We start from the raw sequence: 22,266 nt of genomic DNA, 5'->3' as shown, positions 1-22,266 counted from the left end.
CGGCCAAGGCCAGCCGGGGACTTATCCGAACAGGCGCGGCGCCAGCTGGGCAACCTCGGCATCGGTCAGTTCGATGTGGAATACATCGGCGAGGGTGCGCTGCCAGGCGGCTGCATCGAGAAGTTCGCTGACGTCGCGCCCATGCGCGGTCTGCACTGTCATCTGGCGATCGAGCAGCGAGGCAAAGCCCTGCGGCTGCACGATCGAGACGATGCAGGCCTGGGTAAAGCGCGATTCCGGCCGGGTGGCAACCCAGTGGTTGGCCATGGCCAGGTCCAGCGCAGCCACTTCGGTGGTGTCGAAGCTGTATTGCGCCTCCCACGTGGCGCCGTCCTGGCTGCGTTCCACCTCCCATTCGCCGCGCAGCGAGCCGGGCGCGCGGGCGCGGCGCAGGCGGTGGCGATAGCCATCGGCAGCGAGCGCGCTGGCGCCGTCAGCCAGCGGCATGGGCGGCACATAGGACGAACCGAAACCGGCATCGGCCAGCCACTGTTCCCCCGCGAGCGTCACCAGGCTGAACGTGTGGGTGCGCGGTGGCACCACGCCGGGCAAGACGCGCAGCCACACCCGTGCCAGCAGCGGCCGCGTGGGCATGCCCATGGTGGCCAGCATCGCCCCGAACAGGCGATTGTGTTCAAAGCAATAGCCACCGCGCGGCCGATCGACCAGTTTGCCCCGGATATCGGCCGGTTCCAGGCCGATGCCCCTGCCCAGCATCACGTCGAGATTTTCAAAGCCGATTGCCTGGCGATGGGCGCGCTGCACCTGTTCCAGGCCATGGGGCGTGGCAGCGGGGGCGGTGGCAAGGCCGATGCGGGCGAGATAGCTGGGCAGATCGCAGATCATGCGCTGCCACTTAACGGCTATGGCCTACAAGGCAATCACCAGATCGCGGGTGATCTGGTCCACGCTGGTGCAGCCGCATTGCGCCATGGCCAGTTCGAACCCAGTGCGCAGGATATGCAGCATATGCGCCACGCCAGCCATGCCGCCCACTGCCAGGGCATGGTATTGCGGCGCGCCGACCAGCACCGCCCGCGCGCCCAGCGCCATGGCCTTGAGCACATCGGCGCCGCTGCGCACGCCACCGTCGAACAGCAGCGGATAGTCGGCGCCCAGCGCCGCATGCATCGCCGGCAGCAGCATGAGCGCGGGCGCCACGCCATCGAGCACGCGCCCGGCATGGTTGGAGACGATTACCCCGTCGGCCCCGGCATCGCGGGCGCGCAGCGCGTCATCGGGGTGAAGCAGGCCCTTGACCACCAAAGGCAACGTGGTTTCGCGGCGTAGCCAGGCCAGGGTGTCCCAGGTTGGAGCCTGCGCGGCGAGCGCGCTGCCGAATACCAGCTGGCCGCTGTGGGCATGGGTGTGATGACGCGGCGGCGCCTGCCCGGCAAGATTGGCTGCCTCCACGCCGGGCGGCAGCGTAAATTCGGCACGCTTGATGGCGGCATCCACCGTTACCACCAAGGCGCCATAGCCGGCTGCCTCGGCCCGGCGCACCAGGGCGAGCGTGTCTGCTGGATCGGGCTGGACATAGAGCTGGAACCAGGCCGGCGGCGGGGCGGGGCGCTGCAATTCCCTGGCCGCATCGTGCAGGGCCTGGATGATCGCTTTCAGCCCCACGCTCGACAAGGTGCTGGCCACCAGCGCGGTGTCGAGCGCGGCGGCGGCCTGGGCCGTGGCGATTTCTCCCTGGGCATGGGCCAGCCGCTGATAGGCCACCGGGGCGAGCAGGATCGGCGCAGCGTGGGCCTGGCCGAACAGCATGGTGCCGGTGCTGCCGCTGTCGAGCGGGCGCAGCATGCGCGGCACCAGGCCCCAGCGCGCCAGCGCTGCGCGGTTGGCGGCCGTGTTGCCCTGCTGGATATGTGCCCAGCTAGCCGGATCGATGAGTGCGGCGGCGTGCCGCTCATAATCATCGAGCGTGACGATATCGGCCGGCAGGGGCGCGCCGGTCATGGTTGCGACCAGCGGCGCAGCAGATTGTGATAGACGCCGGTGAGCGCCGCGATCGACGGGTGATCGGGCTGGTCGGCGGCAAGGGCCTGGATCGCCTGGTCCATCTCGAACAGGCTGCGGCGATCGGCTTCGGCCGGCACCAGGCTTTGCGTCCAGAAGAACGCGGCGAGGCGGGTGCCCCGCGTTACCGGGGTAACGTGGTGGTGGCTGGTGCCCGGATAGAGCACCATGTCACCCGCAGCGAGCTTTACCCGGTGCGCGCCATAGCTGTCTTCCACCACCAGTTCGCCGCCATCGTATTCGTGCGGATCGGACAGGAACAGCGTGCTGGAAATGTCGGTGCGCACATAGGTGTCGGTGCCGGGCAGGCGAAACAGGGCGTTGTCGATGTGGCTGCCATACGTGCCGCCGCCTTCATAGCGGTTGAAACGCGGCGGCAGCACGCGCAGCGGCAGCGCGGCGGCGATGAACAGCGGCGTCTGGCCGAGCCGTTCGAGAATGCGCTGGCCCAGCGCGGAGCCCACCGCGCTGTCGAGCGGCAATTGCAGGTTGGCCTTGGCGCGCGCGGCGAGATGGCCGGCGGTGGCGCGGCCGTCTTCCCATTCGGCCTGGGCCAGCGCGGCGCGGGCCTGCACCACGTCGTCCGGCGAAAGGACGCCGGGAATATGCAGCATCATGGCAGTGGCTTTCAGCCTTGCAGCACGAAGGGAATGGACACCAGGCCCTGGACCATCACGGTTTGCCCGTTCTGGCGGGTGGGTGTCCAGCGCCAATGGCGCACGGCGGCCAGCGCGGCACGATCAAGCCGGTCAAACCCGCTGGAGCGGGACAGGCCGATATCGGCGACACGGCCATCGAGCCCCACCGTGACATTGAGCACGACCGTGCCCTGCTCGCGCGCGCGGCGCGAATCGATCGGATAGCGCGGCGGGCTGGCATCTACCAGGTTGGCCGACAGATCGCGGCCCTTGGCAATCGCTGGCGCTGCCGGTGCGGCCGGGGCTGGCGCCGCCACCGGGGCTGGCGCAGCGGCCGGGGCGGGAGCGGGCACGACAACCGGCGCGGCGACGGGGGCGGTGGCGATCGTCGGCGCAGGCAAGGCCAGCGTAATCGGCGGCGGGGGCGCCACGATGGGCGAAGCAGGCTGCACCGGCGCGCGCGGTGGCTGCTGCGCGGCCTGGGGAGGCGGCGGCGGTGGTGGCGTGAGATCAGCCGAAAGGCGCACCGCCGTGAGCGTGTGATGGCGCGGCTTGGCCGCCACGATGCCCAGCGACAGGAAAGCCACGAGCAGTGCGCCAACGGCAGCGCCCGCCCCGATCATGGCCAGCCCGCGCGGTCGGCTCGGTTCATAGCGCGCAGGCTGCCAGGTGGCAGGCCGCAGCGGCACGACCTCTCCGCGCAGGCCGGACGATGCCGGGCGCGGCGCAAGGGTTGGCGTTGCGATCAAACTGGCCTGGCTGCTCACTATTCTGGCCCCCGTTGGCGGTTTGGCAGGTTATTGAGAGTCATTCGCATAGCCGCTTCTCCGGCGCGAGTCGAGAGAATAGATCGCAATAGCGCTCAGAGCGTTCGGCCAGATGGCTCTGACCGCGTGCATGGGGCCACATTGCGGACGTCTCACCGCCCGTGGCGATGGCGGATTTCTAGGTCGCTCGGTGTTTAGGAGCCTTGAGGTAGATCAAATTGGAGAATCATTATCAATAGCGTTGCGACTGATAGCAATTCGCATTAAAGCGCTCTGCGGCATCGGCGGGGCCGGATGCGCATGCCCGCCGGCACCAGGGATCGGCGCAAGCGCGCCGCAGCCTGCCGCAACGAATGATATGTTTCGCGCAAAGGATGAATGAGTGAGGGACAGTTTTGATCGTGCCGGTGCGGCGGGGGCTGCCGGTTTTCTCGCGCTGGGTTGCATCAGTCTGATCGCGGGTGCCGCACCCGCCCTGGCCCAGGATGCAACGGCCGCGCAAAACCCCGAGCCGCGCGTGCTGGGCGGCGTGACCGTCACCGATACCGCCATTACCGAGGGCAGCTACAAGACCGAACGGGCCGCATCGCCCAAGTACACCGCCCCGCTGCTCGATACGCCGCGCACGATCACGGTGATCCCCGCGCAGGTGCTGCAGGACAATGCCACGGCCAGCCTGGCCGATGCGCTGCGCTTCGTGCCGGGCATCACCCTGGGGGCCGGCGAAGGCGGCAATCCGCAGGGCGATCGGCCGTTCATTCGCGGTGCGGATGCGCAGAACAGCCTGTTCCTCGATGGCGTGCGCGATATCGGCGCGCAGTCTCGCGATGTTTTTGCCGTCGACCAGATCGAGGTGGTCAAGGGTTCGGATAGCACGATGAACGGGCGCGGCAGCGTGGGCGGGGCGATCAACCTCGTGTCCAAGCAGCCGACCGGCGAGCGCTTTGCCAATGTCTCGGCCGCCACCGGCACGGCGGAATATCGCCGGGTGACCGCCGATGTGAACCAGCCGATCGGCAATGTCGGCCTGCGCCTGGCCGCGATGTATCACGACCAGCACGTGGCCGGGCGCGATGCCGTGTGGCAGGATCGCTGGGGCGTGGCGCCCTCGGTCAAGTTCGGCCTGTCTGGCCCGACCAGCCTGACGCTGGATTACTATCACCTGGAAAGCCACGAACTGCCGGATTCGGGCATTCCCTATCTGCGCACCACTGCCAATGCGCCGGCCGGCTATAGCGAAACCACCGTGGCCGCGACGCCACGCACGGCGTTCTATGGCCTGGTTGATCGCGATTTCCGCCACACCCTGGTCAACACCGGCACGGCCCGCCTCGAACACCATTTCGCCAATGGGCTGACCTTGCGCAACACCACGCGCTATGGCGTGTCGAGCCAGGGCTATGTCCTGACCCAGCCCGACGATAGCCAGGGCAACGTGATCAACGGCAATGTCTGGCGCCGGGCCAACAGCCGCTACAGCCGCACCACCGGCTTCATCAACCAGACCGATTTCTACGGCACTTTCACGCTGGGCGGGATCAAGAACAGCTTTGCCCTGACCGGCGAGGTCAGCCGCGAAACCGCTGATGTCGGCAACTATGTGTCGAATGCGGCCACGGGAACGGCGATCGCCACCGGCATCAGCGCGGCGGGTGGCCGCTGCGGCGCCGCGTCGATTGCCGCCTTCAACTGCACCAGCCTGGCCAATCCCAATCCTTACGACCGCTGGGTCAGCTATACTGCCGATGGATCGGGCGTAACCGCGCCGATCACGCTTTCGGCCGAAAGGACCTGGACCAGGTCGCGCACCAATACCCAGGCGGTGTCGTTGTTCGATACGGTGAACTTTTCCGATGCGCTGCTGCTCAACCTGGGGCTGCGCTATGATCACTATGTCACGCGGGTGAGCCCTGGCCTGTTGCCGACCGCTGCGGATGAAAGCGGCCGCGCGTGGTACAGCCGGATCGACAACCTGTGGACCTGGCAGGCCGGTCTGACGTGGAAGCCCGCGCCCAACGGCAGCATCTATGCCTCCGCCTCCACCGCCGCCACGCCGCCGGGTTCCTATCTGGCCAATGGCAGCGACAGCAACGCGCTCAACACCACCAGCCAGGCGATCACCGATGCCCTCAAGGTGGAACGCACGCGCAGCTATGAAGTGGGCACCAAGTGGAACGTCTTCGGCGAAGGGCTGTCGCTAACCCTTGCCGCGTTCCAGACCGAAACCACCAATGCCCGCGCCACCGATGCCAACGGCACCGTGACCTTCATCGGCAACAAGCGGGTCAAGGGCATCGAGGTTTCGGCCAGCGGCAACATCACCGATCGCTGGAATGTCTTTGGTGGCTATACTTATATGGATTCCACCATCATCAATGGCGGCACCACCGCAGTTACCGCAGGGGGCGTCACCTATTACGTACCCTCGCCCAGCACCGGACAGCGCTTTCCCAACACGCCCGACCACAGCTTTACCGCCAACACCACCTACCGGGCGACCGACCGCCTCTCGCTGGGCGCCAACGCGCTCTACATGAGCAAGGTCTATGGCGGTTATGGCGCGGCGGTGAGCGGCGGTGTCGTCACCAAGACCCTGGCGCGCTATGTGCCCGGTTACTGGCGGTTCGACGCCAATGCCAGCTTCCAGGTTACGCCGCGCTTCTCGCTTCAGGCCAATATCAACAACCTGTTCGACAAGCGCTATTACGACAAGGCCTATAGCTCGCACTTTGCCAGCCAGGCTGCGGGCCGCACGGCGATCCTCACGGCCAATGTGAAGCTTTAACGGCTATCGCATTGCCAAGCAAAAGGCCGCCGGAGACCATCCGGCGGCCTTTCTTGTGGCTATCATGCTAGCAGTGTTAGCATGATTATTCCATCATCGCTGCCAATGCCGGGCTAAGCCACTCGCCACCCGACGGATCGACCAACCGCGTGGCGAGATTTTCGCGCACGGCCACAGCGTGGGCCTGGGCTGGCGCCATCACGATCAGCGCGCTGGCCCAGGCATCGGCCATTGCGCCATGGCGGTGCAGCACGGTTGCCGCCCCATGGCCCCGGCCAGGCTGGCCCGTGGCAGGGTCGATGGTGTGCAGGCCCAGATAGCTGCCCGAGGTCGCCGTGTTCAACTGGTGCAGCGCCACGCGCAGCGGCGCCAGGTTGGCGCCGGGCGGGCTTTCCACGTCTACCCACCACGGATCGCCATCGGGACGTAGCCCGCGCCCGGTGCATTCGCCGCCCACCTCGACCAGGGCGTGGCGCAGGCCCTGCGCGGCCAGCAGATCGGCCACGGCATCGGCCGCATATCCCTTGGCCACGCCCGACAGATCGAGCCACAGGCCGCCGGGCTGGCGCAACCAGGCGTGTTCCAAGATCAGGCGCTGCCAGCCTGAAGCCGTGCTGGCGGCGGCCAGTGTGGCGCTGTCGGGCGGGGCGGAGTGGCGGCGGGAGCCGAGGCTCCAGGCGTCGGTCAGGCGGCCGATGGCGGGATCGAACGCGCCATGGCTCGCCCGCGCCACGGCCAAAGCATGGTGCAGCACGCCGGCGAGGTCTTCATCCACATGCAGCCAGGTTCCCGGTGCCGCGCGGTTGAAGCGCATCAGCAGGCTGCCGGGCTGCCAGTGGCTGAGCGCCCGCTCCATCCGGTCGAGCCGCGCCTGGATGAGGGCATGCAACGCGGCGCGGTCCGCGCTGCCAGCCGGATGGGCCAGGCGCACCTGCCAGCGCGTGCCCATGGTCAGGCCCGACAGGATGACGATCGGCGCCGCCGGATCGAACCCGGCAAGGCTGTCCGGGTCGATCGCGGTGGGCACGGCAAGGCGCAACATCCGGTTTGCCTGGTCGGGCAGGGTCAGGGCGCCACGACTTCCAGCGTGGTGGTATAGCTGGTGCGGCGATGGGCGGCGCGCGGGTTGGCCGGGTGATCGTCCGTCAGGCTGGCGTTCAGCCAATAGAACCCGGGCACCGGCCATTTCACCGTGACCGTGCCATCGGCGGCAGTGGTCAGTTCCTGCGCGCCCTCGATATCGCGATAGCGTTTGGCGCCAGGGATCACCGTCACCTTGAGCTTGGCCGCCGGCTGCCCATCGATCAGGAAGCGGAACTTGCCCGGCTCGTCGCTCACCAGTTCATCGGGATGGGTGATGGGCACCATTTCCAGCCCCTTGCCGCTGGGGGCAAAGGCCTGCGTCGTGGGGGTGCCGGCGGTGACGAACACGAAGTTGCGGTTGAGCGTTTCGGTCAGGTTTACCTCGGTGGCATCGACGGGAATATCCGCCAGGCTGGCCACCATGTGATCGGGTGCGATCTGCGGGCGGGGGCCGCCTTCGCCACCACCCGGTCCGCCGGGGCCACCGGGACCAGCCGGGCCCCCCGGCATCATGCCGCGCGGCGGCGCACCCATTCCCGCTTGGCCGCCTGGGCCGCCCGTGCCGCCCGTGCCGCCGGGACCGCCTGGGCGGCGCATGCCCAGCCCCCACAGCTCGCCATTCACCTTGAACGTGCCAGAAAGATTGGCCATTTCCGTGCCGATCTTCCAGGTGCCGGGCTTGTCGATGGCCACGTCGAACACCGATCGCGTGCGCAGCCGCGCGGCGTTTTCGATCTTGCCCGGCGTGCCGTCGGGCGCCCAGACCTTCACCTGGTCAACCCCCAGCGGGAAGTGATCGGGATAGAACAGGTCGTTGGAAATGGCCGCATCGACAGTGACCGATTGGTTGGTATCGGCCAGCACGGTGATCGAGGGTAGCAGCCACATGCGATGCGCCTGGGCGGGCGCGCCAAGCGCCAGCGCCATGAGCGGCGCGGCGAGTGCCAGAGACTTGCGGTTCATCGGGGTCGGTCCTCTCAACGCAGGGAAACTGTCACTTGGCCCAGTTCGGCCCGGCCGCTGGCGCCAGCCGGAGCGGGCTTGGCTGGCACCGAGAACGGCACCTGCACCAGTTCGCGGCCGCCGGTTTCGCGCGCCGCTTCCACGAACAGGGTATAGGCCCCGGGCCGGAGCCCGGCGGGCAGCGGGATGCGATAGGCGCCCGGCGCGCGGGTCTGGCCGGAAAGGCCATCGGCTGGCAGGCCCAGCGAACGGCCGCCCTTGCGCCACCAGCTGCGCAGGTCACCCAGCCACTTGGTGCCCGGTTCGCGCCCCACCTTCTTGATATCGTACCACACCCACAGCGTGCGGGCCTGGCCGCCACCGGCCGGCTCGATCCATCCGGCCACATAGGGCCGGTGGTATTCGGCCACCGACAGGCGCGGGACGGTGACAGTGATCACGCCGGCGGGCGCGGCGGGGGCGGCCAGAGCCAAGTGCGGCGCGGCGAGCACGCCAGCAACAAGCGGAAGGGACTTGCGCATCGACAGGGGTTTCCCTTGCGGTCAGTGGATGAAGAACAGGGCGATACCCGCGGGGATCACCAGCCCCAGCGCCACCAGCGGCCAGGTGGCGGGGCGATGGCGGGCGTGCAGCTGCAACAGGATCAGCCCGGTCAGCGTGAAGACCACGCAGGCCAACGCGAAAACATCGATGAACCAGAACCACACCGTGCCAGTGTTGCGGCCCTTGTGCAGATCGTTGGCCCAGGAAATCCAGCCGCGATCGGTCTTTTCCGAAGTGATCGCGCCGCTGTGGCGGTTGACGCTGACCCAGCGGTCGGTGCCGGGGCCCGGCATGGCAACATAGACTTCATCGTCAGACCATTCGCCCGCGCGCCCCTGGGGATCGATGCCCACGGCGCGCGCCACCGCCTGGGCCACAGGCGCGGGCAGCGGCGCATCGCTGGCCGCTGGCGCGGCTGCGATCTGTGCCAGCAGCGGGGCGGGCAGGGCGGCGTTGCGATCGACCACCACCGGCTCGGCATTGATCTGCGCGGCATGGTTGAGCGTAATGCCGGTGATGGCGAACAGCATCATGCCAACCAGCGCCACCGCCGCGCTGATCCAGTGCCAGGTGTGCAGTTGCTTGAGCCAGAACTGCCTGGCCTTGCGCGCTTTCTTCGCCTGGTTGCGGTCTGGCGCCAGGGCCGCATCAGGGCGCGGCGCCGCGTGGGGCGGGGCAGCAGGCGGGCGCGGGCGGTCGATCTGGTCAAGCGTGGTCAAGGCGGGTCCGTCGCTGGCGGGCTGGAGTTGGTACTGCTCTTAACCTAATGCGAGTCATTTGCAAGTTTGTGGTTGTATCACGGCTGTTACGGGTTTGCCCTGCTCCGCAATTCCCCGGAACCCGTCTACCGCGCGGGATTAATCATCGCCACGCTAGGAAAAGCGCGAAATCCGCCCATGGAGTGTTCTTCGATGCTGAGCGTGCGCACGCGGCAAGCAACGCGGCTGGTCATCGGCCTGATCGTGGTCGCCATCACCCTGGCGGCGTTCGTGGTCGCGCAGATCCGCTTTGGCGGCCCGATGCATCACGAAAGCCTGCTGCAGGACGAACTCCTGGCCGATATCCTGCCGCCACCGTGCTTTGTGGTGGAACCCTATCTGCATACCACGCTGATGCTCGACGATCCCGCCCGCGCCAATGCCGAGATGAAGGCCCTGGCCGAGGAGGAAGCCCAGTTCAAGGAGCGCCAGGCCTATTGGCAGGCCGCGCCCGTGCCCGATGCAATGCGCGCGCCGGTGCAGGCCGTGCTCGATGCCGAAGTGGCGTTCTGGAAGACCGTGGACGAGCAGTTCCTGCCCGCGGCACGGCGGGGCGATCTGGCGGCGATGCGGGCAATCCACGCCGGGCCGCTGCGCCAGGCCTACGCCTTGCAGCACCAGCGCGTCGATGCGCTGGTCACGCTGTCCAACACCAACCGCGCCCGTCTGCTCGAAAGCGGCTATCGCCAGGTCACGGTCTCGCTGGTCGGCACCGGCCTGCTTGCCGCGCTGGTGCTGGTATTGGTCGTATATGTGGGGCACCTGCTGCGCCAGCGGGTGATCGCTCCGCTGGTCGATACCGCCGATGGCATTGTAGATATGGCGCAGGGCGCGCTGGATCGCCCGCTGGCAGGCGCCGAGCGGGTGGACGAGATCGGGCAGATCGTGCGGGCGATGGACGTGTTCCGCGCCGCGGCCCAAACGCGCGAGGCCGATCGGGCGGCGCAGGGCCGAGTGGTCGATGCCCTGGCCCATGGGCTGGACGTGATTGCCGGCAAGGATCTGGAGCAGCGGATCGATGTAACGTTCCCGCCCGGCTTCGAGGCGCTGCGCACCAACTATAACACTGCAATCGCCGCCATGGCCGAGGCGCTGCGCGGCGTGCGCGTGGGGGCCAACCGCGTGGCCCGCGCCATCGCCGAAATCCGCGCCGCATCCGAAGACCTGGCCCAGCGCAACGAGGAACAGGCGGCCAGCCTGGCCACGACGGCAGGCTCGCTCGACAGCGTGACCCGCAGCGTTGGCGAAACCGCGCAGCGCGCCGCCAGCGTGCAGAGCGCGATCGGCGCTGCCCAGGACGAGGCGGCTGCCGGTGGCGACGTAGTCACCCGCGCGGTGGCGGCGATGGCGGCGATCGAGGCATCGTCGGCGCGGATCGGCCAGATCATCAGCGTGATCGACGGCATCGCCTTTCAGACCAACCTGCTCGCGCTCAACGCGGGGGTGGAGGCAGCCCGCGCCGGAGACGCTGGCAAGGGCTTTGCCGTGGTTGCCTCCGAAGTGCGCGCGCTGGCGCAGCGCTCTGCCGATGCAGCCCGCGATATCAAGGCCCTGATCAGCGAAAGCACCGAGCAGGTGAGCCACGGCGTGACGCTGGTGGGCGAGACCGGCGCGCGGCTGGGCGGCATCGTCACGCGGGTGGAAGAGATCGGCGGCCTGGTTTCGGGCATTGCGCAAGCCGCGATCGACCAGGCCGACAAGCTGCGCGACGTAAACTGCGCGGTCAGCGACATGGACCGCATGACCCAGCAGAACGCGGCCATGGTCGAACAGTCATCGGCCGCCACCCGCAGCCTGGCCGAAGAGGCCGAAGCGCTGGCCCGGCTGGTATCCACCTTCCGCACCCGCGACGTGGCCAATCGCCCGGCTCATGTGGCCAGGCCCCAAGACCTGCGCCGCGCCTCGATGCGCGAGGATGCCCAGCCGGGTCCGCGCCTGGCACTGGCCGCGGGGTAGCCTGCATCCGCCGATGCCTTGGGAGTGCTCTGTATAAAGTTCGTTGAAGGCCGGGCACATGGCCTCTACAGCTATAGCGCCGGCAATGTTTTTGTCGCTGCGGCCGGTCAGGCGTAACGCACCGATCGCCGCAGCAGCGGTGACACGCGTCATCGCGCGCACGAGGACACGGCAGACACCAGCATTCGCGTGCTGGCTATGTCCGGCACATGTTTCGGGGCCGCCCCTGGACGGGAGAAAGCCGTGTTGTCGAGAGTGCCCTTTCCGGTCCGTTTTCACATTCCCGCCCCGATCATGGCCTTGGCTCTGGCCTGCGGCCTGGCCCTGGCGCCGGCCCCGGCCCTGGCCCAGGCAGAGCCCCAGACTCAGGATAGCCAGGCCCAGACCAGTCAGGCCACGCCGTCGGCCGATGCCACTGCCGCTCCCACGGTGGCCGTGCCGCAGGTTGCCGGGCCGGGGCTACCAACCTTGAGCAATGCCGATGGCAATCTTGCTCAGCGGCTGATCACCGGCAGCCAGGCCACCCGTTGCCGGCCCGGCCGCAGCGCCGATGGCGCGATCGTGGTCTGCGGCGGCGCCGAAGCGCGGGAGAAGGAGCGCCTGCCGCTGCGCGACCAGACCGATACCGCGCAATCGACCAACGATGGCCTGCCTCGCGCGCCCAATGTATTTGGCATGGCGCCGTGCAAGGGCAATGGCGCCTGCGTCGGCTTTGGCAGCGTGCCGCCGCCGATGTATTACTTCGATATCACCGCGCTGCCGCCGCCGCCGCCCGGATCGGATGCCGATCGCATCGCCAAGGGCGAGATCCGCGCACCCTGAGCAAGGCTGGTCGCTGGATATGAAAAGGGCCTGGAAAGCGATGCTTTCCGGGCCCTTTTCAGTTTGTCGGCGGCTTGCGGGCCCTACTCGTCGAGGATCGGCAGGACCACCGGCGGTTCGGTCAGGCAGGGGGAATCGCACAGCAGGGCCATGGCCCGGCCGATCGCGCTTTCCGGGCCATCGTGCGTCACCATATGCACCAGCACGGTATCGGCATCGCCGGCAGCGAGGCCTGGGGTGCCCTTCTGGATCAGGCTTTCGATCGAAACCCCGGCGTCACGCATCGCGGCGGTAATCTCGGCCAGGGCGCCGGGACGGTCTGCCACGTTGAAGCGGATATAGGCGCTGCCGATGCGATCGCCGGTTTCGGCCGGCGGGGCCTCGCCCAGTTCGGCCACGGGGATGGAGAACGGCGTGCCGATATCGCCACGCGCAATGTCGATCAGGTCGGCAACCACGGCGCTGGCGGTCGGGCCGTCGCCGGCCCCGGCACCCTGGAACAGCAGGCGACCGACAAAGTTGCCTTCGGCCACCACGGCGTTGGTGGCGCCATCGACATGGGCCAGCGGGTGGTCACGGTGCACCAGATGCGGCTGCACGCGCTGCACCAGACGGCGCTGGCCGCTGGCGTCCACTTCGGTATCGGCCATGCCGATCAGGCGGATGTAATAGCCCAGCACATCGGCCTGGGCGATATCGGCGGCAAGCAGGCGGCGGATGCCGCGCGTCGTCACGCTCTTGAAATCCATCCGCGTGCCGAACGCCACGCTCGACAGGATCGCCAGCTTGTGCGCGGCATCGATGCCGTCGATGTCGAACGTGGGATCGGCTTCGGCATAGCCCTTGGCCTGCGCTTCGGCGAGCACGTCGGCAAAGTCGCGGCCGGTATCCTCCATGGTGGAGAGGATATAGTTGCAGGTGCCGTTGAGGATGCCATAGACGCGCTTGATCTCGTTGGCGGCCATGCCTTCCTTGAGGCTCTTGATCACCGGGATGCCGCCGGCCACGGCCGCCTCGAACTTGAGCGCGGCATCTGCCTTTTCGGCCAGCGCGGCCAGTTCCAGGCCATGGTGGGCGATCATTGCCTTGTTGGCGGTGACCAGATCCTTGCCGGCGGCCAGGGTATTGCGCGCCAGGGTCAGCGCCGGGCCGTCAGACCCGCCGACGAGTTCGACCACCACGTCCACGTCGGGCCGGGCGGCCATCGCGGTCATGTCGTCTTCCCAGGCATAGCGGGACAGGTCCACGCCGCGGTCCTTGCTGCGATCGCGGGCGGCCACGGCCACGATCTCGATCCGCCGCTCGGCCCGGCGGGCGATGAGGTCGGCATTGGTTTCGATCAGCCGGATCACGCCACCGCCAACGGTGCCCAGGCCGGCGAGCGCGATGCGCAAGGGTTCGCTCATGGTCTTCCCACTCTCGTCTTGTTCTCTGGCCGGTGCCCTAGTTCAGCACCGGCCAAAAGGCCAGCATCAGTGCGCAGTTCTCAGTGCGGCGGGCGATTGCGCGTGCAGGGGCCCAGCTCGCGGATCACCTGGGCATAGTCCTCGCTGGCGATCTGGCGATCGTCGGCCGTGCCGCTGATCACGCTGCGGGGCGGCAGCTCGGGCGGCAGGGCGCAGGCCAGGCGATACCATGCCAGGGTTTCGGGCTGGGGCGGCTTGGCCGATTGGTCGACAATCTCGGAGAAGCTCACGCCCCAGGTGGTTCGTTCGCCGGGGCGGCGCAGGATCGAGAGCGAGGCAGGCTTGCCATCGGGGGTGGAGAGGAACACCTGTGTTTCGCCCTCGCCGGTCAGGTTGCCGGGCACGTGCATGGTCTCGCGCACCCCGGTGATCACCGGCGGCTGGCCGTGGTTGACCAGTTCGGTCAGGATCGGGCGCAGCCGCGCTTCCAACTCGGGCGTCCAGGGCAGCATCGCATCGGGCGACACCAGCTTGAGCTCGCCCGGACGGCCGTTGACCGGATCGGCTAGCAGCAGCACCGGCATCTTGCGCAGCTTGGGCACCTTGCCCCGCGCATCGAGCGGCACGTCGGCCAGGAAGCTGAGCGTATCGGCAATGTCGGGGCCGACCAGCAGGGCGGTGGTGCGCGCCTCTATATAGAGGCGCACCTTGCCCGGCGCGACATCGGCAGACAGCGCCGGATTGATCTTGGAAACCGCGGTGATTTCTGCCTTGGCCACGATGTGCGCGGGCAGGGCAAGGTCGACAAGATCGGCGTAGGTCAGCGCCGGAGCGTCAAGAGTGCGAATCATGGGCGGCGCCGATTGTGCGTGCAGGGGCGCCGAAATGCTTGCAAACACCAGCATGCCAGCGACAAAATTTCGCATCGGATGCGCGGATTTGGGCATATTCCTCCTTCCGTGCGGCGCAGCGCCGCAAAATTGCTAAGATTTCCTTGCGATTGCGGGACGCATCGCTGAATCATGGCTTAACCGATAAAGCATTTGCGCCCTTATAGGTTCGGCGTTAAAGCTCCCGATCGTTCGGGCAAACAAAAAACCAAGTCCGAACCATGCCGCCGCCGGGCCCTCTGCGTCCGATGTCGGCGGTCCGGGTTGTTCGGCAGGGTGGAATGAAATCGCTGGATTGTCTCGTCGGCCGGAACGGTGATTCCGGGCGTCGGTCCTTTTCGGGCGCGATTGGCGTTGTCCTGTGGGCGATGTGTCGGGCTTGGCTAGGACGTTCAGGAGTAATGGAGCTGAATGGCATACGCTGACCAACAGATGAGCGGTAACAAGATCACCGCGCTCATCATCGTTGCTGTTCTTCATGTCGTCGTGGGGTATGCGCTGGTCACCGGCCTTGCCTACTCGGCGTTCAAGAAGATCAAGGACGTGACCACCGCGGTCAAGATCGAAGAGGAAAAGCCGAAGGAGCCGCCACCGCCGCCCCCGAAGCAGCCTGATCAACCGCCGCCACCGATCGTTGCGCCGCCGCCGCCGATCAACCTGAATCTGGCTCCTCCGCCGATTCAGGCTGTGACGACGCCGCCGCCGGTCGCACCGCCGCCGACTCCGGTCGTGCTGCCTCCGGCTCCGCCGGCTCCCCCGGCCCCGCCGCCGCCGCCGCCGCCGGTTCCCGGCACGCCGCGTGGCAACCCGGGTGACTGGGTGACGTCGAACGACTACCCCTCGCGCGCACTGCGTGAAGGCGCCGAAGGGACGACCGGCTTCCGTCTGGAATATGACGCCAGCGGCCGGCCAACCAACTGCTCGGTTACGCGCTCTTCGGGCAACCAAGAGTTGGACGCTGCAACGTGCCAGAACCTGATGCGCCGTGCGCGCTTCAAGCCCGGCACCCAGAACGGCCAGCCGGTCGGCAGCACGTACAGCAGTTCGGTGCGTTGGCAGATTCCGAAGGATTGATGATCTCCATCACCCCTTCGGATATGCCATCGTCCATGCGCAGCCTTTTGCACTTGCTATCGAATTCTTGAGAGGAAGACCCGAATGTTTATCCAGACGCTTGCCGCTGCTGCGGCCAATGCCGCGCCGCAGAACAAGTTCGGCTTCGTTGAAGCCCTGCAGGCTGGCGGTTTCATTTCGTACGCCACGGTGACCATCCTGGGCATCATGTCGTTCGGCTCGTTCTTCATCCTGTTCACCAAGTACTTCGAACAGGCGAAGATCCTTGGCCAGTACAAGGCGCTCGCCAACTTCTGGCGCGCCCCCACCCTGCGCGAAGGCGCTGCCAAGCTGGACAAGAACAGCGCATGGCGCCAGCTCGTCGACGACGGCATCGCCGCTGAAGACCAGCACGCCAAGATGACCGACTCCCTGGAAGCCCATGACTGGCTGCACGGTTCGCTCGCTCGCTCGGAAGCTTCGATCAACGCTCGCCTCGCTGGCGGCCTGCCCTTCCTCGCCACCGTGGGCGCCACCGCGCCGTTCATCGGTCTGTTCGGTACCGTGGTCGGCATCTACCGCGCTCTGATCGCCATCGGCCTCGCCGGTTCGGCCTCGATCGACAAGGTCGCGGGTCCGGTCGGTGAAGCTCTGATCATGACCGCGCTGGGTCTGCTCGTCGCCGTGCCGGCCGTGCTTGCCTACAACTGGCTGCAGTCGCGCAACAAGAAGATCGCCGAGCTGCTCCAGGGCTTCTCGACCGACGTTCTTGCCAACATCACCTCGAAGGGCGCCGTGAAGCCCGCCGTTGGTCCGGCTCCGGCCGCCAAGCCGGCTGCCCCGGTTGCTGCTCCGGTCAAGAAGTAAGCTGTCACCCCAAGGCCGGCAGCAATCCTGTCGCCGGCCTTGTCCGCAGAACGCGGGTCATGGCCAGGGCGGCCCTTTCAAGCCCACACCCTGGCCCCTCCCGCGGCTTCAATCGGATAGGATGTAACCAATGGCAATGTCTGTAGGCGGCGCTGGCGGAGAAGAACGCCCGATGTCGGACATCAACACCACGCCGCTCGTGGACGTGATGCTGGTGCTGCTGATCATCTTCCTCATCGCGGTGCCGGTCGCGATCCAGACCATCGAAAAGCTCAAGGTTCCCGTCCTTGCCTCGGAAGAAACCCAGGACAAGGTGGAAAACCTGCTTCTCGCTGTTGTGGCGACCGACGCGAATGGCCGTAGCCCGCGCGAACCGGGCTATCAGGGCTCTTCTCGCAACGGCGAATGCCGCGTCTATTTCAACAACGTGACTCCGGTGGACAACACCGAGCTGTACAAGCAGGCTTTCGATCGTCTCGACGCGATCGTGAAGCGTGAAGGCGGCGCGGCCAACATGGACCCGGAAAAGATCCCCGAAGTGCACATCCGTGGCGACGTCAATGTTCCGTGGAAGTGTGTCGCCGGTGCGATCTACAACGTGCAGGCTGCGGGCTATCCCAAGGTCGGCTTCATCTCCACCCCGGTCGATCCCAACGGCTAACGCCTGACGGACACCGTCCGGGGCGTGTCCTTCGGGGCACGCACGGCGAACAGGAGTAAAACCCATGGCAATGAGCGGCGGCAAGGACGATGGCGCGCCGATGATGGAAATGAACACGACGCCGTTGATCGACGTCATGCTCGTGCTCCTCATCATGTTCATCATTACCATCCCCGTGGCCACGCACTCGGTCAACGTGAACCTGCCGCAGGCGACCCCGCCTACGAACATGCCTCACGTTGACCCGGTGAAGAACAAGCTGATCCTGACTCAGACCGGTCAGATCCTCTGGAATGGCTCGACCATTACCGAAGGCAACCTGATCTCGCTGCTGCAGGCGACCAAGGCGATGAATCCGGAACCGGAACTGCAGTTCCAGCCGGAAGCCTATGCCAGCTATGAAACGGCCAACCGGCTGCTGAAGGACATCACCGAATCTAAGGTGACCAAGTTCGGCTTCGTCGGGAACGAAAACTACGCCACCTTCGGCAAGGCGGCGCAGTAAGCCCTAACCGGCCCGTTTCCTCCGGCTGCCACGCCGGAAACCCGATCAAGGGGCGGAGTGATCCGCCCCTTTTTCTTTGCCTGCGCCCCAGGCACGGCGACCTTGTTTCGCCGGTCAGAGGATTTCGAACACTTTCTCCTTGGGCCGGCACAGGCGCACGCCCTTGTCGGTTTCCACCAGCGGGCGCTCGATCAGCTTGGGCTCTGCCACCATGGCGGCCAGCACGGTGGCGTCATCGGCCTGCGGCAGGCCGCGCTCGGCCGCATCGGTGCCCTTGAGGCGCAGGCCCTGTTGCGGGGTGACGCCGGCATCGCGATAGAGCTGCGTCAGCTTGTCCGCGCTCGGCGGGGTCTTGAGATATTCGATCACCGTCACCTGCGCGCCAGCCTCGTGAAGCAGGGCCAGCGTATTGCGGGAAGTGCCGCAGGCGGGATTGTGCCAGATCGTGGCACGCATGGTCGTTCTCCTTGAAACGGGAAGGGTCAGTAGCCGCCGGTGGTCGCCGTGCGCGGCGCCGGCAGGCGGATCGGGGGTTCCTGACCGCGCAGGATGCGCCCGGCGCGCTGCACCGCGCGGACCAGGCGGGGCTGTACGCCGCAGCGGCAGACATGGGGCAGCGCGGCGGCAATGTCGGCCTCGGCCGGATCGGCATTGTGCGCCAGCAGGGCGGCGGCGGCCATGACCAGGCCGGGTGTGCAGAAACCGCACTGGATCGCCTGTTCGGCGGCAAAGGCCTGCTGCACCGGGTGATTGCGATCGGGTGAGAGCCCTTCGATCGTGGTCACGCTGCGGCCCTCGGCCTCGCCCAGCGACAATGTGCAACTGGGCATTGCCTGACCATCGACCATGACCGTGCAGGCGCCACATTCCCCGGTGCCACAGCCGTATTTCGTGCCGGTGAGATTGGCGGCATCACGCAGCGCCCACAACAGCGGCGTGTCGTCGGGCAGGCGAATGTCGAGTGGCTGGGCATTGATAGTAAGGCTGGCCATGGCACCCGGTTATAGTGCCGGCGCGGCCAGGCTCAATGCTGCGCGGCAAGGGCCAGCAGCAAGGCATCGACCACCGGTGTCGCGCTGGTTCCATCGGGCAGATCGTTGACCAGCACGGCAAAGGTCAGTGTGTGGCCAGCGGCGGTCGGCAGGAAGCCGGCGAGGGCCTGCGTGCCCAGCAAGGTGCCGGTCTTGGCGCGTAGCTTGCCCTCCAGCGGAGTGCCCTTGAGCCGTGCCTTGAGCGTGCCGGTCTGCCCGGCGACGGGAAAGCCCGCGATCCAGTCTGAACCCCACGGCTGCGCCTGCCCCCAGCGCAGCAGCAGCGCCAGTGCGCGCGGGGTAACGCGGTTGTAGGTCGACATGCCCGAGCCATCATAGAGGCTGACACTGCCCGGCGGCAGGCCGGCCGCTTGCAGCGCCGCCATGCGCGCGGTGATGCCATCGGCCACCGTGCCAGGGGCGGCAAGGCGCCGCAGCAGCAGTTCGGCATGGAGGTTCTGGCTTTGCCGCAAAGTCAGCGCCACATCCTCGCGCAAGGGCGGGGGCACCAGCCGCGCCAGCACAGGCGGCTCGGCCGGCACGGGGCCATCGCGATGGCGGGCCAGGGTGCTGCCGCGCACCGTCACGCCGCGTGCCACCAGCATCCCGCGCAGCACCCATGCTGCCCGCGCCGCCGGATCGGCCAGGGCCAGGGGTATGCGCCAGGTCTTGCCGGCGGGAACCACGCCATCAATGCGCCAAGCGTCTGACCCCGGCAGGGTGCGGCGGGTGAGGGCAGGCTGATCGCCGGTGCCGATGCGCACGGTGCCGCTGATGGTGAGGCCCGCTGGCGGGGTTATCCGGGCGGGGCTGTCGGCTGTGCCAGCGGCTGCCGCGTCGATCGCGGCTACCGCGATATTGTCATCCAGCGCGAGCGCGGAAATCGCCGTGCCCGAGGGCGTGGCCATGTTGTCCCAGCTCATGCCCGAGGGCCAGCGTTCGTCCGCCAGGGCGCGATCATCGCCGATCACCGCGCCGACCTGATGGGTGTGCGCGGCCACGGCATCGGCCAGGGTGGCCAGGCAATCGACCGCGCAATCAGGAGCAGAAGACAGGCGCGCATCGCCATGCCCGCGCAGGACCACATCGGGCCGGTCGGCGCGGCCCTCCAGCGAGACGCTGGCACCGCCGGTGGTATCGGGCTGATCGGTGGCGGGCAGCAGCGCCAGGACCGCCGCGGTGGTAAACAGCTTGGTGGTAGAGGCTGGCACCATGCGGGCATCGACGTTGCGCGCGGCGACCACCGCCCCGGTTTCATCGATCGCGATCAGGCCGATGCGCGCCCCTGCGGGCAGCCCGGCCAGGATCGGCTCCAGGTCATCGCCGGCCTGGCCATGGGCCACCGGCGCCAAGCCCAGCAGCACCACGGCCAGGGCAGGGCGCCAGCCGCGCATCAGTTGGCCGGCCAGTTGTCGATCAGGCGAGCCTTGCCCAGGTGTGCAGCCACCAGCACGCGGGCCGGGCGGCTGCCCAGCGCATCGAGCAGGTCGAGCGTTTCAGCGTCGCGCAGTTCGGCATAGTCGACACGGGCAAACCCGCTGCGCAGCAGCGTGGTGCGCAGGGTTTCCAGGGCGGCATCGGCATCGCCCCCGGCACGGAGGCTGGTGATCGCAGTCTCGATCGCGCGGGGCAGGGCGGCGGCCTCGCTGCGTTCGGCGGGCGTGAGGTACTGGTTGCGGCTGCTCAGCGCCAGGCCATCGGCCTCGCGCACGGTGGGCACGCCGATGATCGCGTCGGCACGCGGCAAGGCCAGGTCAAGATCGCGCGCCATGCGGCGGATGATCGCCAGCTGCTGCCAGTCCTTTTCCCCGAACAGCGCGAAATCGGGCTGCACCTGGTTGAACAGCTTGCACACCACCGTGGCCACGCCATCGAAATGGCCGGGCCGCGCCGCGCCACACAGCGGCTCGTCAAGGCCGGCCACCGAAACGGTCGTGGCAAAGCCCTGGGGATAGACTTCGGTGGGCGTGGGGGCCCAGAGGATATCCACCCCTTCGGCCTCCAGCAGCGCGGCATCGGTTTCCAGCCGGCGGGGATAGGCATCGAAATCTTCGCCGGGGGCGAATTGGCGCGGATTGACGAAGATTGACACCGCCACGGCATCGGCCAGATCGCGCGCCCGGCGCACCAGCGTGAGGTGCCCTTCGTGCAGCGCGCCCATGGTTGGCACCAGGGCCAGGGTTTTTTCCCCTGTTTTGGATGCAGCGACGGCCGCGCGCAGGTCGTCCAGGCGATAGATGGTTTGCACGCCGGGTGCCTCTCCTTTAAGCCGGGGCAACAACCGGCCGCGCGGCGGGGTTTCCCCTAGCCGTGGTGGACCGGGTGTTCAAGCGTTCGGTTAACCGCCCCAGATCGAGAGAGAGCCCGCGTGTCGACAGGTCCCCATCGCATCGTTTTCGCCAACGAAAAGGGCGGCACCGGCAAATCGACCACCGCCGTCCACGTGGCCGTGGCCCTGGCCTATCAAGGGGCGCGGGTTGCCGCGATCGACCTCGACAATCGCCAGGCAACGCTCCACCGCTATCTGCAGAACCGCGACGAGACCGCGCGCCGCCGTCAGATCCCGCTGCCCAACGCCACCCACGTGGTGTTCAACGATACCACGCCCGAGGCGCTGGACGCGGTGGTGGCCGATCTTTCGCAGGATCATGATTTCCTGATCTTCGACACGCCGGGCCGCGATGACCCGCTGGCCCGCCACGTGGCCACCAGCGCCGATACCCTGGTGACCCCGCTCAACGACAGCTTCGTCGACTTTGACCTGATCGGCCAGGTCGACGCCGAAACCTTTCGCGTGCGGCGCCTGTCGTTCTATGCCGAGCTGATCTGGGAAGCGCGCAAGAAGCGCGCCATGGCCACGATCCGCGATGCCCGGCGCGAGATGGACTGGGTGGTGGTGCGCAACCGCACCCAGCATGTGGAAGCGCGCAACCAGAAGCGCATCGACCAGGCACTCAACGAGCTGTCCAAGCGCGTGGGCTTCCGCATTTCCAATGGCCTGTCGGAACGTGTGATCTATCGCGAGCTGTTTCCCAGCGGCCTCACGCTGCTCGACAAGGGGCACCTGGGCGAACTGGGCACCAGCCACCTCGTAGCGCGCCAGGAATTGCGCACCCTGGTGGCCGGGCTCAACCTGCCGCCGGCCAATCACCGCACCGCTTCTGGCCAGGCGACCCCGATGGTGGACGTCGCGTGACCAAGCTGCTGTTGCTGGCGGCGCTGGTCTGCGTGGCGGTCAAGGCGCTGACCCAGCGCTGGCCATGGGAACTGGGCCAGCGCGACACGCGTTCGATCGCTGAAACCCGGGCGCGCAATCTCCTGGGCGTGGGGAACGATGCGAGGCGCGAACAGATCATCGAGGCGCATCGCCGCCTTCTGGCCATGGTCCACCCCGATCGCGGCGGCAGCAACGAAGCGGTGCACGAAGCCAACGCCGCGCGCGACCTGCTGCTGGCCCGGCTGGTCGATCGGCGCTGAGCCGGCGCACGGCAGCGCTGCAACACGGCCGGAGGGCAG

At 67.5% G+C, this 22,266-nt stretch carries 23 protein-coding genes; 9 read left to right on the top strand and 14 right to left on the bottom strand.

The annotated features are described in order from the left end of the window. Positions 1 to 21: 21 nt before the first annotated feature. The 4 genes from C8K14_RS20330 to C8K14_RS20315 are packed head-to-tail and all read right to left on the bottom strand — an operon-like array spanning position 22 to position 3,427. Entirely contained in the window at positions 22 to 846 is an 825-nt protein-coding gene (locus C8K14_RS20330) for an arylamine N-acetyltransferase (RefSeq protein WP_199223787.1), read from the bottom strand. A gap of 24 nt (positions 847 to 870) precedes the next feature. Further along, positions 871 to 1,962, bottom strand: a complete 1,092-nt coding sequence (locus C8K14_RS20325) for an alpha-hydroxy acid oxidase (protein ID WP_107718753.1) — start codon at positions 1,960 to 1,962, stop codon at positions 871 to 873. After that, positions 1,959 to 2,639: a Fe2+-dependent dioxygenase gene (locus C8K14_RS20320; RefSeq protein WP_107718751.1), complete on the bottom strand. Its 681-nt coding sequence runs from the start codon at positions 2,637 to 2,639 to the stop codon at positions 1,959 to 1,961. The genes C8K14_RS20325 and C8K14_RS20320 overlap by 4 nt, the downstream gene beginning before the upstream one ends. An 11-nt stretch (positions 2,640 to 2,650) precedes the next feature. After that, positions 2,651 to 3,427 (bottom strand): energy transducer TonB, encoded by a 777-nt coding sequence (locus tag C8K14_RS20315; RefSeq protein WP_107718749.1) that lies wholly within the window; start codon positions 3,425 to 3,427, stop codon positions 2,651 to 2,653. Between the two features lie 382 nt (positions 3,428 to 3,809). On the opposite strand from C8K14_RS20315, the gene C8K14_RS20310 reads away from it, so the two are divergent. Then, entirely contained in the window at positions 3,810 to 6,212 is a 2,403-nt protein-coding gene (locus C8K14_RS20310; RefSeq protein ID WP_233251164.1) for a TonB-dependent siderophore receptor, read from the top strand. A gap of 85 nt (positions 6,213 to 6,297) precedes the next feature. On the opposite strand, the gene C8K14_RS20305 is transcribed toward C8K14_RS20310, so the two are convergent. From C8K14_RS20305 to C8K14_RS20290, 4 genes are read right to left on the bottom strand one after another with little or no spacing between them, the layout of a single operon-like run. After that, positions 6,298 to 7,254, bottom strand: a complete 957-nt coding sequence (locus C8K14_RS20305) for an FAD:protein FMN transferase (RefSeq protein WP_369974071.1) — start codon at positions 7,252 to 7,254, stop codon at positions 6,298 to 6,300. Positions 7,255 to 7,277: 23 nt separating this feature from the next. Beyond that, on the bottom strand, positions 7,278 to 8,258 hold the full coding sequence (locus C8K14_RS20300) for a DUF4198 domain-containing protein (protein WP_107718746.1): 981 nt from the start codon (positions 8,256 to 8,258) through the stop codon (positions 7,278 to 7,280). A 14-nt stretch (positions 8,259 to 8,272) separates the two neighbouring features. After that, positions 8,273 to 8,779, bottom strand: a complete 507-nt coding sequence (locus C8K14_RS20295) for a DUF2271 domain-containing protein (RefSeq protein ID WP_107718744.1) — start codon at positions 8,777 to 8,779, stop codon at positions 8,273 to 8,275. 21 nt (positions 8,780 to 8,800) lie between these two features. After that, complete coding sequence (locus C8K14_RS20290; protein ID WP_107718765.1) at positions 8,801 to 9,442, bottom strand: PepSY-associated TM helix domain-containing protein; 642 nt, start codon at positions 9,440 to 9,442, stop codon at positions 8,801 to 8,803. Positions 9,443 to 9,712: 270 nt separating this feature from the next. On the opposite strand from C8K14_RS20290, the gene C8K14_RS20285 reads away from it, so the two are divergent. Continuing rightward, positions 9,713 to 11,515: a methyl-accepting chemotaxis protein gene (locus tag C8K14_RS20285; RefSeq protein WP_107718742.1), complete on the top strand. Its 1,803-nt coding sequence runs from the start codon at positions 9,713 to 9,715 to the stop codon at positions 11,513 to 11,515. Between the two features lie 294 nt (positions 11,516 to 11,809). After that, positions 11,810 to 12,337: a hypothetical protein gene (locus tag C8K14_RS20275; RefSeq protein ID WP_158272951.1), complete on the top strand. Its 528-nt coding sequence runs from the start codon at positions 11,810 to 11,812 to the stop codon at positions 12,335 to 12,337. A gap of 83 nt (positions 12,338 to 12,420) precedes the next feature. On the opposite strand, the gene C8K14_RS20270 is transcribed toward C8K14_RS20275, so the two are convergent. After that, the gene (locus C8K14_RS20270) at positions 12,421 to 13,743 is read right to left on the bottom strand and encodes a homoserine dehydrogenase (protein WP_107718738.1); all 1,323 of its coding nucleotides are present in this window, start codon (positions 13,741 to 13,743) and stop codon (positions 12,421 to 12,423) included. Between the two features lie 80 nt (positions 13,744 to 13,823). Beyond that, positions 13,824 to 14,594 carry a hypothetical protein gene (locus C8K14_RS20265; protein ID WP_107718762.1) on the bottom strand — a complete coding sequence of 257 codons (771 nt, stop codon included), beginning with the start codon at positions 14,592 to 14,594 and terminating at the stop codon, positions 13,824 to 13,826. Between the two features lie 450 nt (positions 14,595 to 15,044). Between C8K14_RS20265 and C8K14_RS20260 the strand changes: the two genes are divergently transcribed. The 4 genes from C8K14_RS20260 to C8K14_RS20245 all read left to right on the top strand — a co-directional run bounded on the left by C8K14_RS20260 (position 15,045) and on the right by C8K14_RS20245 (position 17,719). Beyond that, a complete protein-coding gene (locus tag C8K14_RS20260) occupies positions 15,045 to 15,707 on the top strand; it encodes an energy transducer TonB (RefSeq protein ID WP_022675740.1) in 663 nt (220 codons plus the stop codon). Between the two features lie 84 nt (positions 15,708 to 15,791). Beyond that, positions 15,792 to 16,553, top strand: coding sequence for a MotA/TolQ/ExbB proton channel family protein (locus C8K14_RS20255; protein ID WP_022675739.1), 762 nt, complete (start codon positions 15,792 to 15,794; stop codon positions 16,551 to 16,553). Between the two features lie 130 nt (positions 16,554 to 16,683). Beyond that, entirely contained in the window at positions 16,684 to 17,214 is a 531-nt protein-coding gene (locus C8K14_RS20250) for a biopolymer transporter ExbD (protein WP_082209053.1), read from the top strand. 64 nt (positions 17,215 to 17,278) lie between these two features. Continuing rightward, positions 17,279 to 17,719, top strand: a complete 441-nt coding sequence (locus C8K14_RS20245) for a biopolymer transporter ExbD (RefSeq protein WP_028657722.1) — start codon at positions 17,279 to 17,281, stop codon at positions 17,717 to 17,719. Positions 17,720 to 17,833: 114 nt separating this feature from the next. Here C8K14_RS20245 and arsC read toward each other — a convergent pair whose 3' ends face one another. Genes arsC through panC form a run of 4 tightly spaced genes read right to left on the bottom strand, consistent with a single transcriptional unit; the run spans position 17,834 to position 20,998 of the window. Beyond that, the gene (gene arsC / locus C8K14_RS20240; protein ID WP_107718736.1) at positions 17,834 to 18,175 is read right to left on the bottom strand and encodes an arsenate reductase (glutaredoxin); all 342 of its coding nucleotides are present in this window, start codon (positions 18,173 to 18,175) and stop codon (positions 17,834 to 17,836) included. 26 nt (positions 18,176 to 18,201) lie between these two features. Then, positions 18,202 to 18,711 (bottom strand): (2Fe-2S)-binding protein, encoded by a 510-nt coding sequence (locus C8K14_RS20235; protein WP_028657721.1) that lies wholly within the window; start codon positions 18,709 to 18,711, stop codon positions 18,202 to 18,204. A gap of 32 nt (positions 18,712 to 18,743) precedes the next feature. Continuing rightward, positions 18,744 to 20,144 carry a D-alanyl-D-alanine carboxypeptidase/D-alanyl-D-alanine-endopeptidase gene (dacB, locus tag C8K14_RS20230; protein ID WP_107718734.1) on the bottom strand — a complete coding sequence of 467 codons (1,401 nt, stop codon included), beginning with the start codon at positions 20,142 to 20,144 and terminating at the stop codon, positions 18,744 to 18,746. Then, positions 20,144 to 20,998 carry a pantoate--beta-alanine ligase gene (gene panC / locus C8K14_RS20225; protein ID WP_107718732.1) on the bottom strand — a complete coding sequence of 285 codons (855 nt, stop codon included), beginning with the start codon at positions 20,996 to 20,998 and terminating at the stop codon, positions 20,144 to 20,146. The genes dacB and panC overlap by 1 nt, the downstream gene beginning before the upstream one ends. A 120-nt stretch (positions 20,999 to 21,118) precedes the next feature. Between panC and C8K14_RS20220 the strand changes: the two genes are divergently transcribed. Continuing rightward, entirely contained in the window at positions 21,119 to 21,946 is an 828-nt protein-coding gene (locus C8K14_RS20220) for a division plane positioning ATPase MipZ (RefSeq protein WP_062788184.1), read from the top strand. Then, complete coding sequence (locus C8K14_RS20215; RefSeq protein ID WP_107718730.1) at positions 21,943 to 22,227, top strand: molecular chaperone DnaJ; 285 nt, start codon at positions 21,943 to 21,945, stop codon at positions 22,225 to 22,227. The genes C8K14_RS20220 and C8K14_RS20215 overlap by 4 nt, the downstream gene beginning before the upstream one ends. Positions 22,228 to 22,266: the final 39 nt, after the last annotated feature.

The organism is Novosphingobium sp. GV079 (genome assembly GCF_003058045.1).
Classification (GTDB): Bacteria; Pseudomonadota; Alphaproteobacteria; order Sphingomonadales; family Sphingomonadaceae; genus Novosphingobium; species Novosphingobium capsulatum.
The sequence above is the reverse complement of the archived record's forward strand: the minus strand, read 5'-3'. Positions and strand labels throughout refer to the sequence as shown.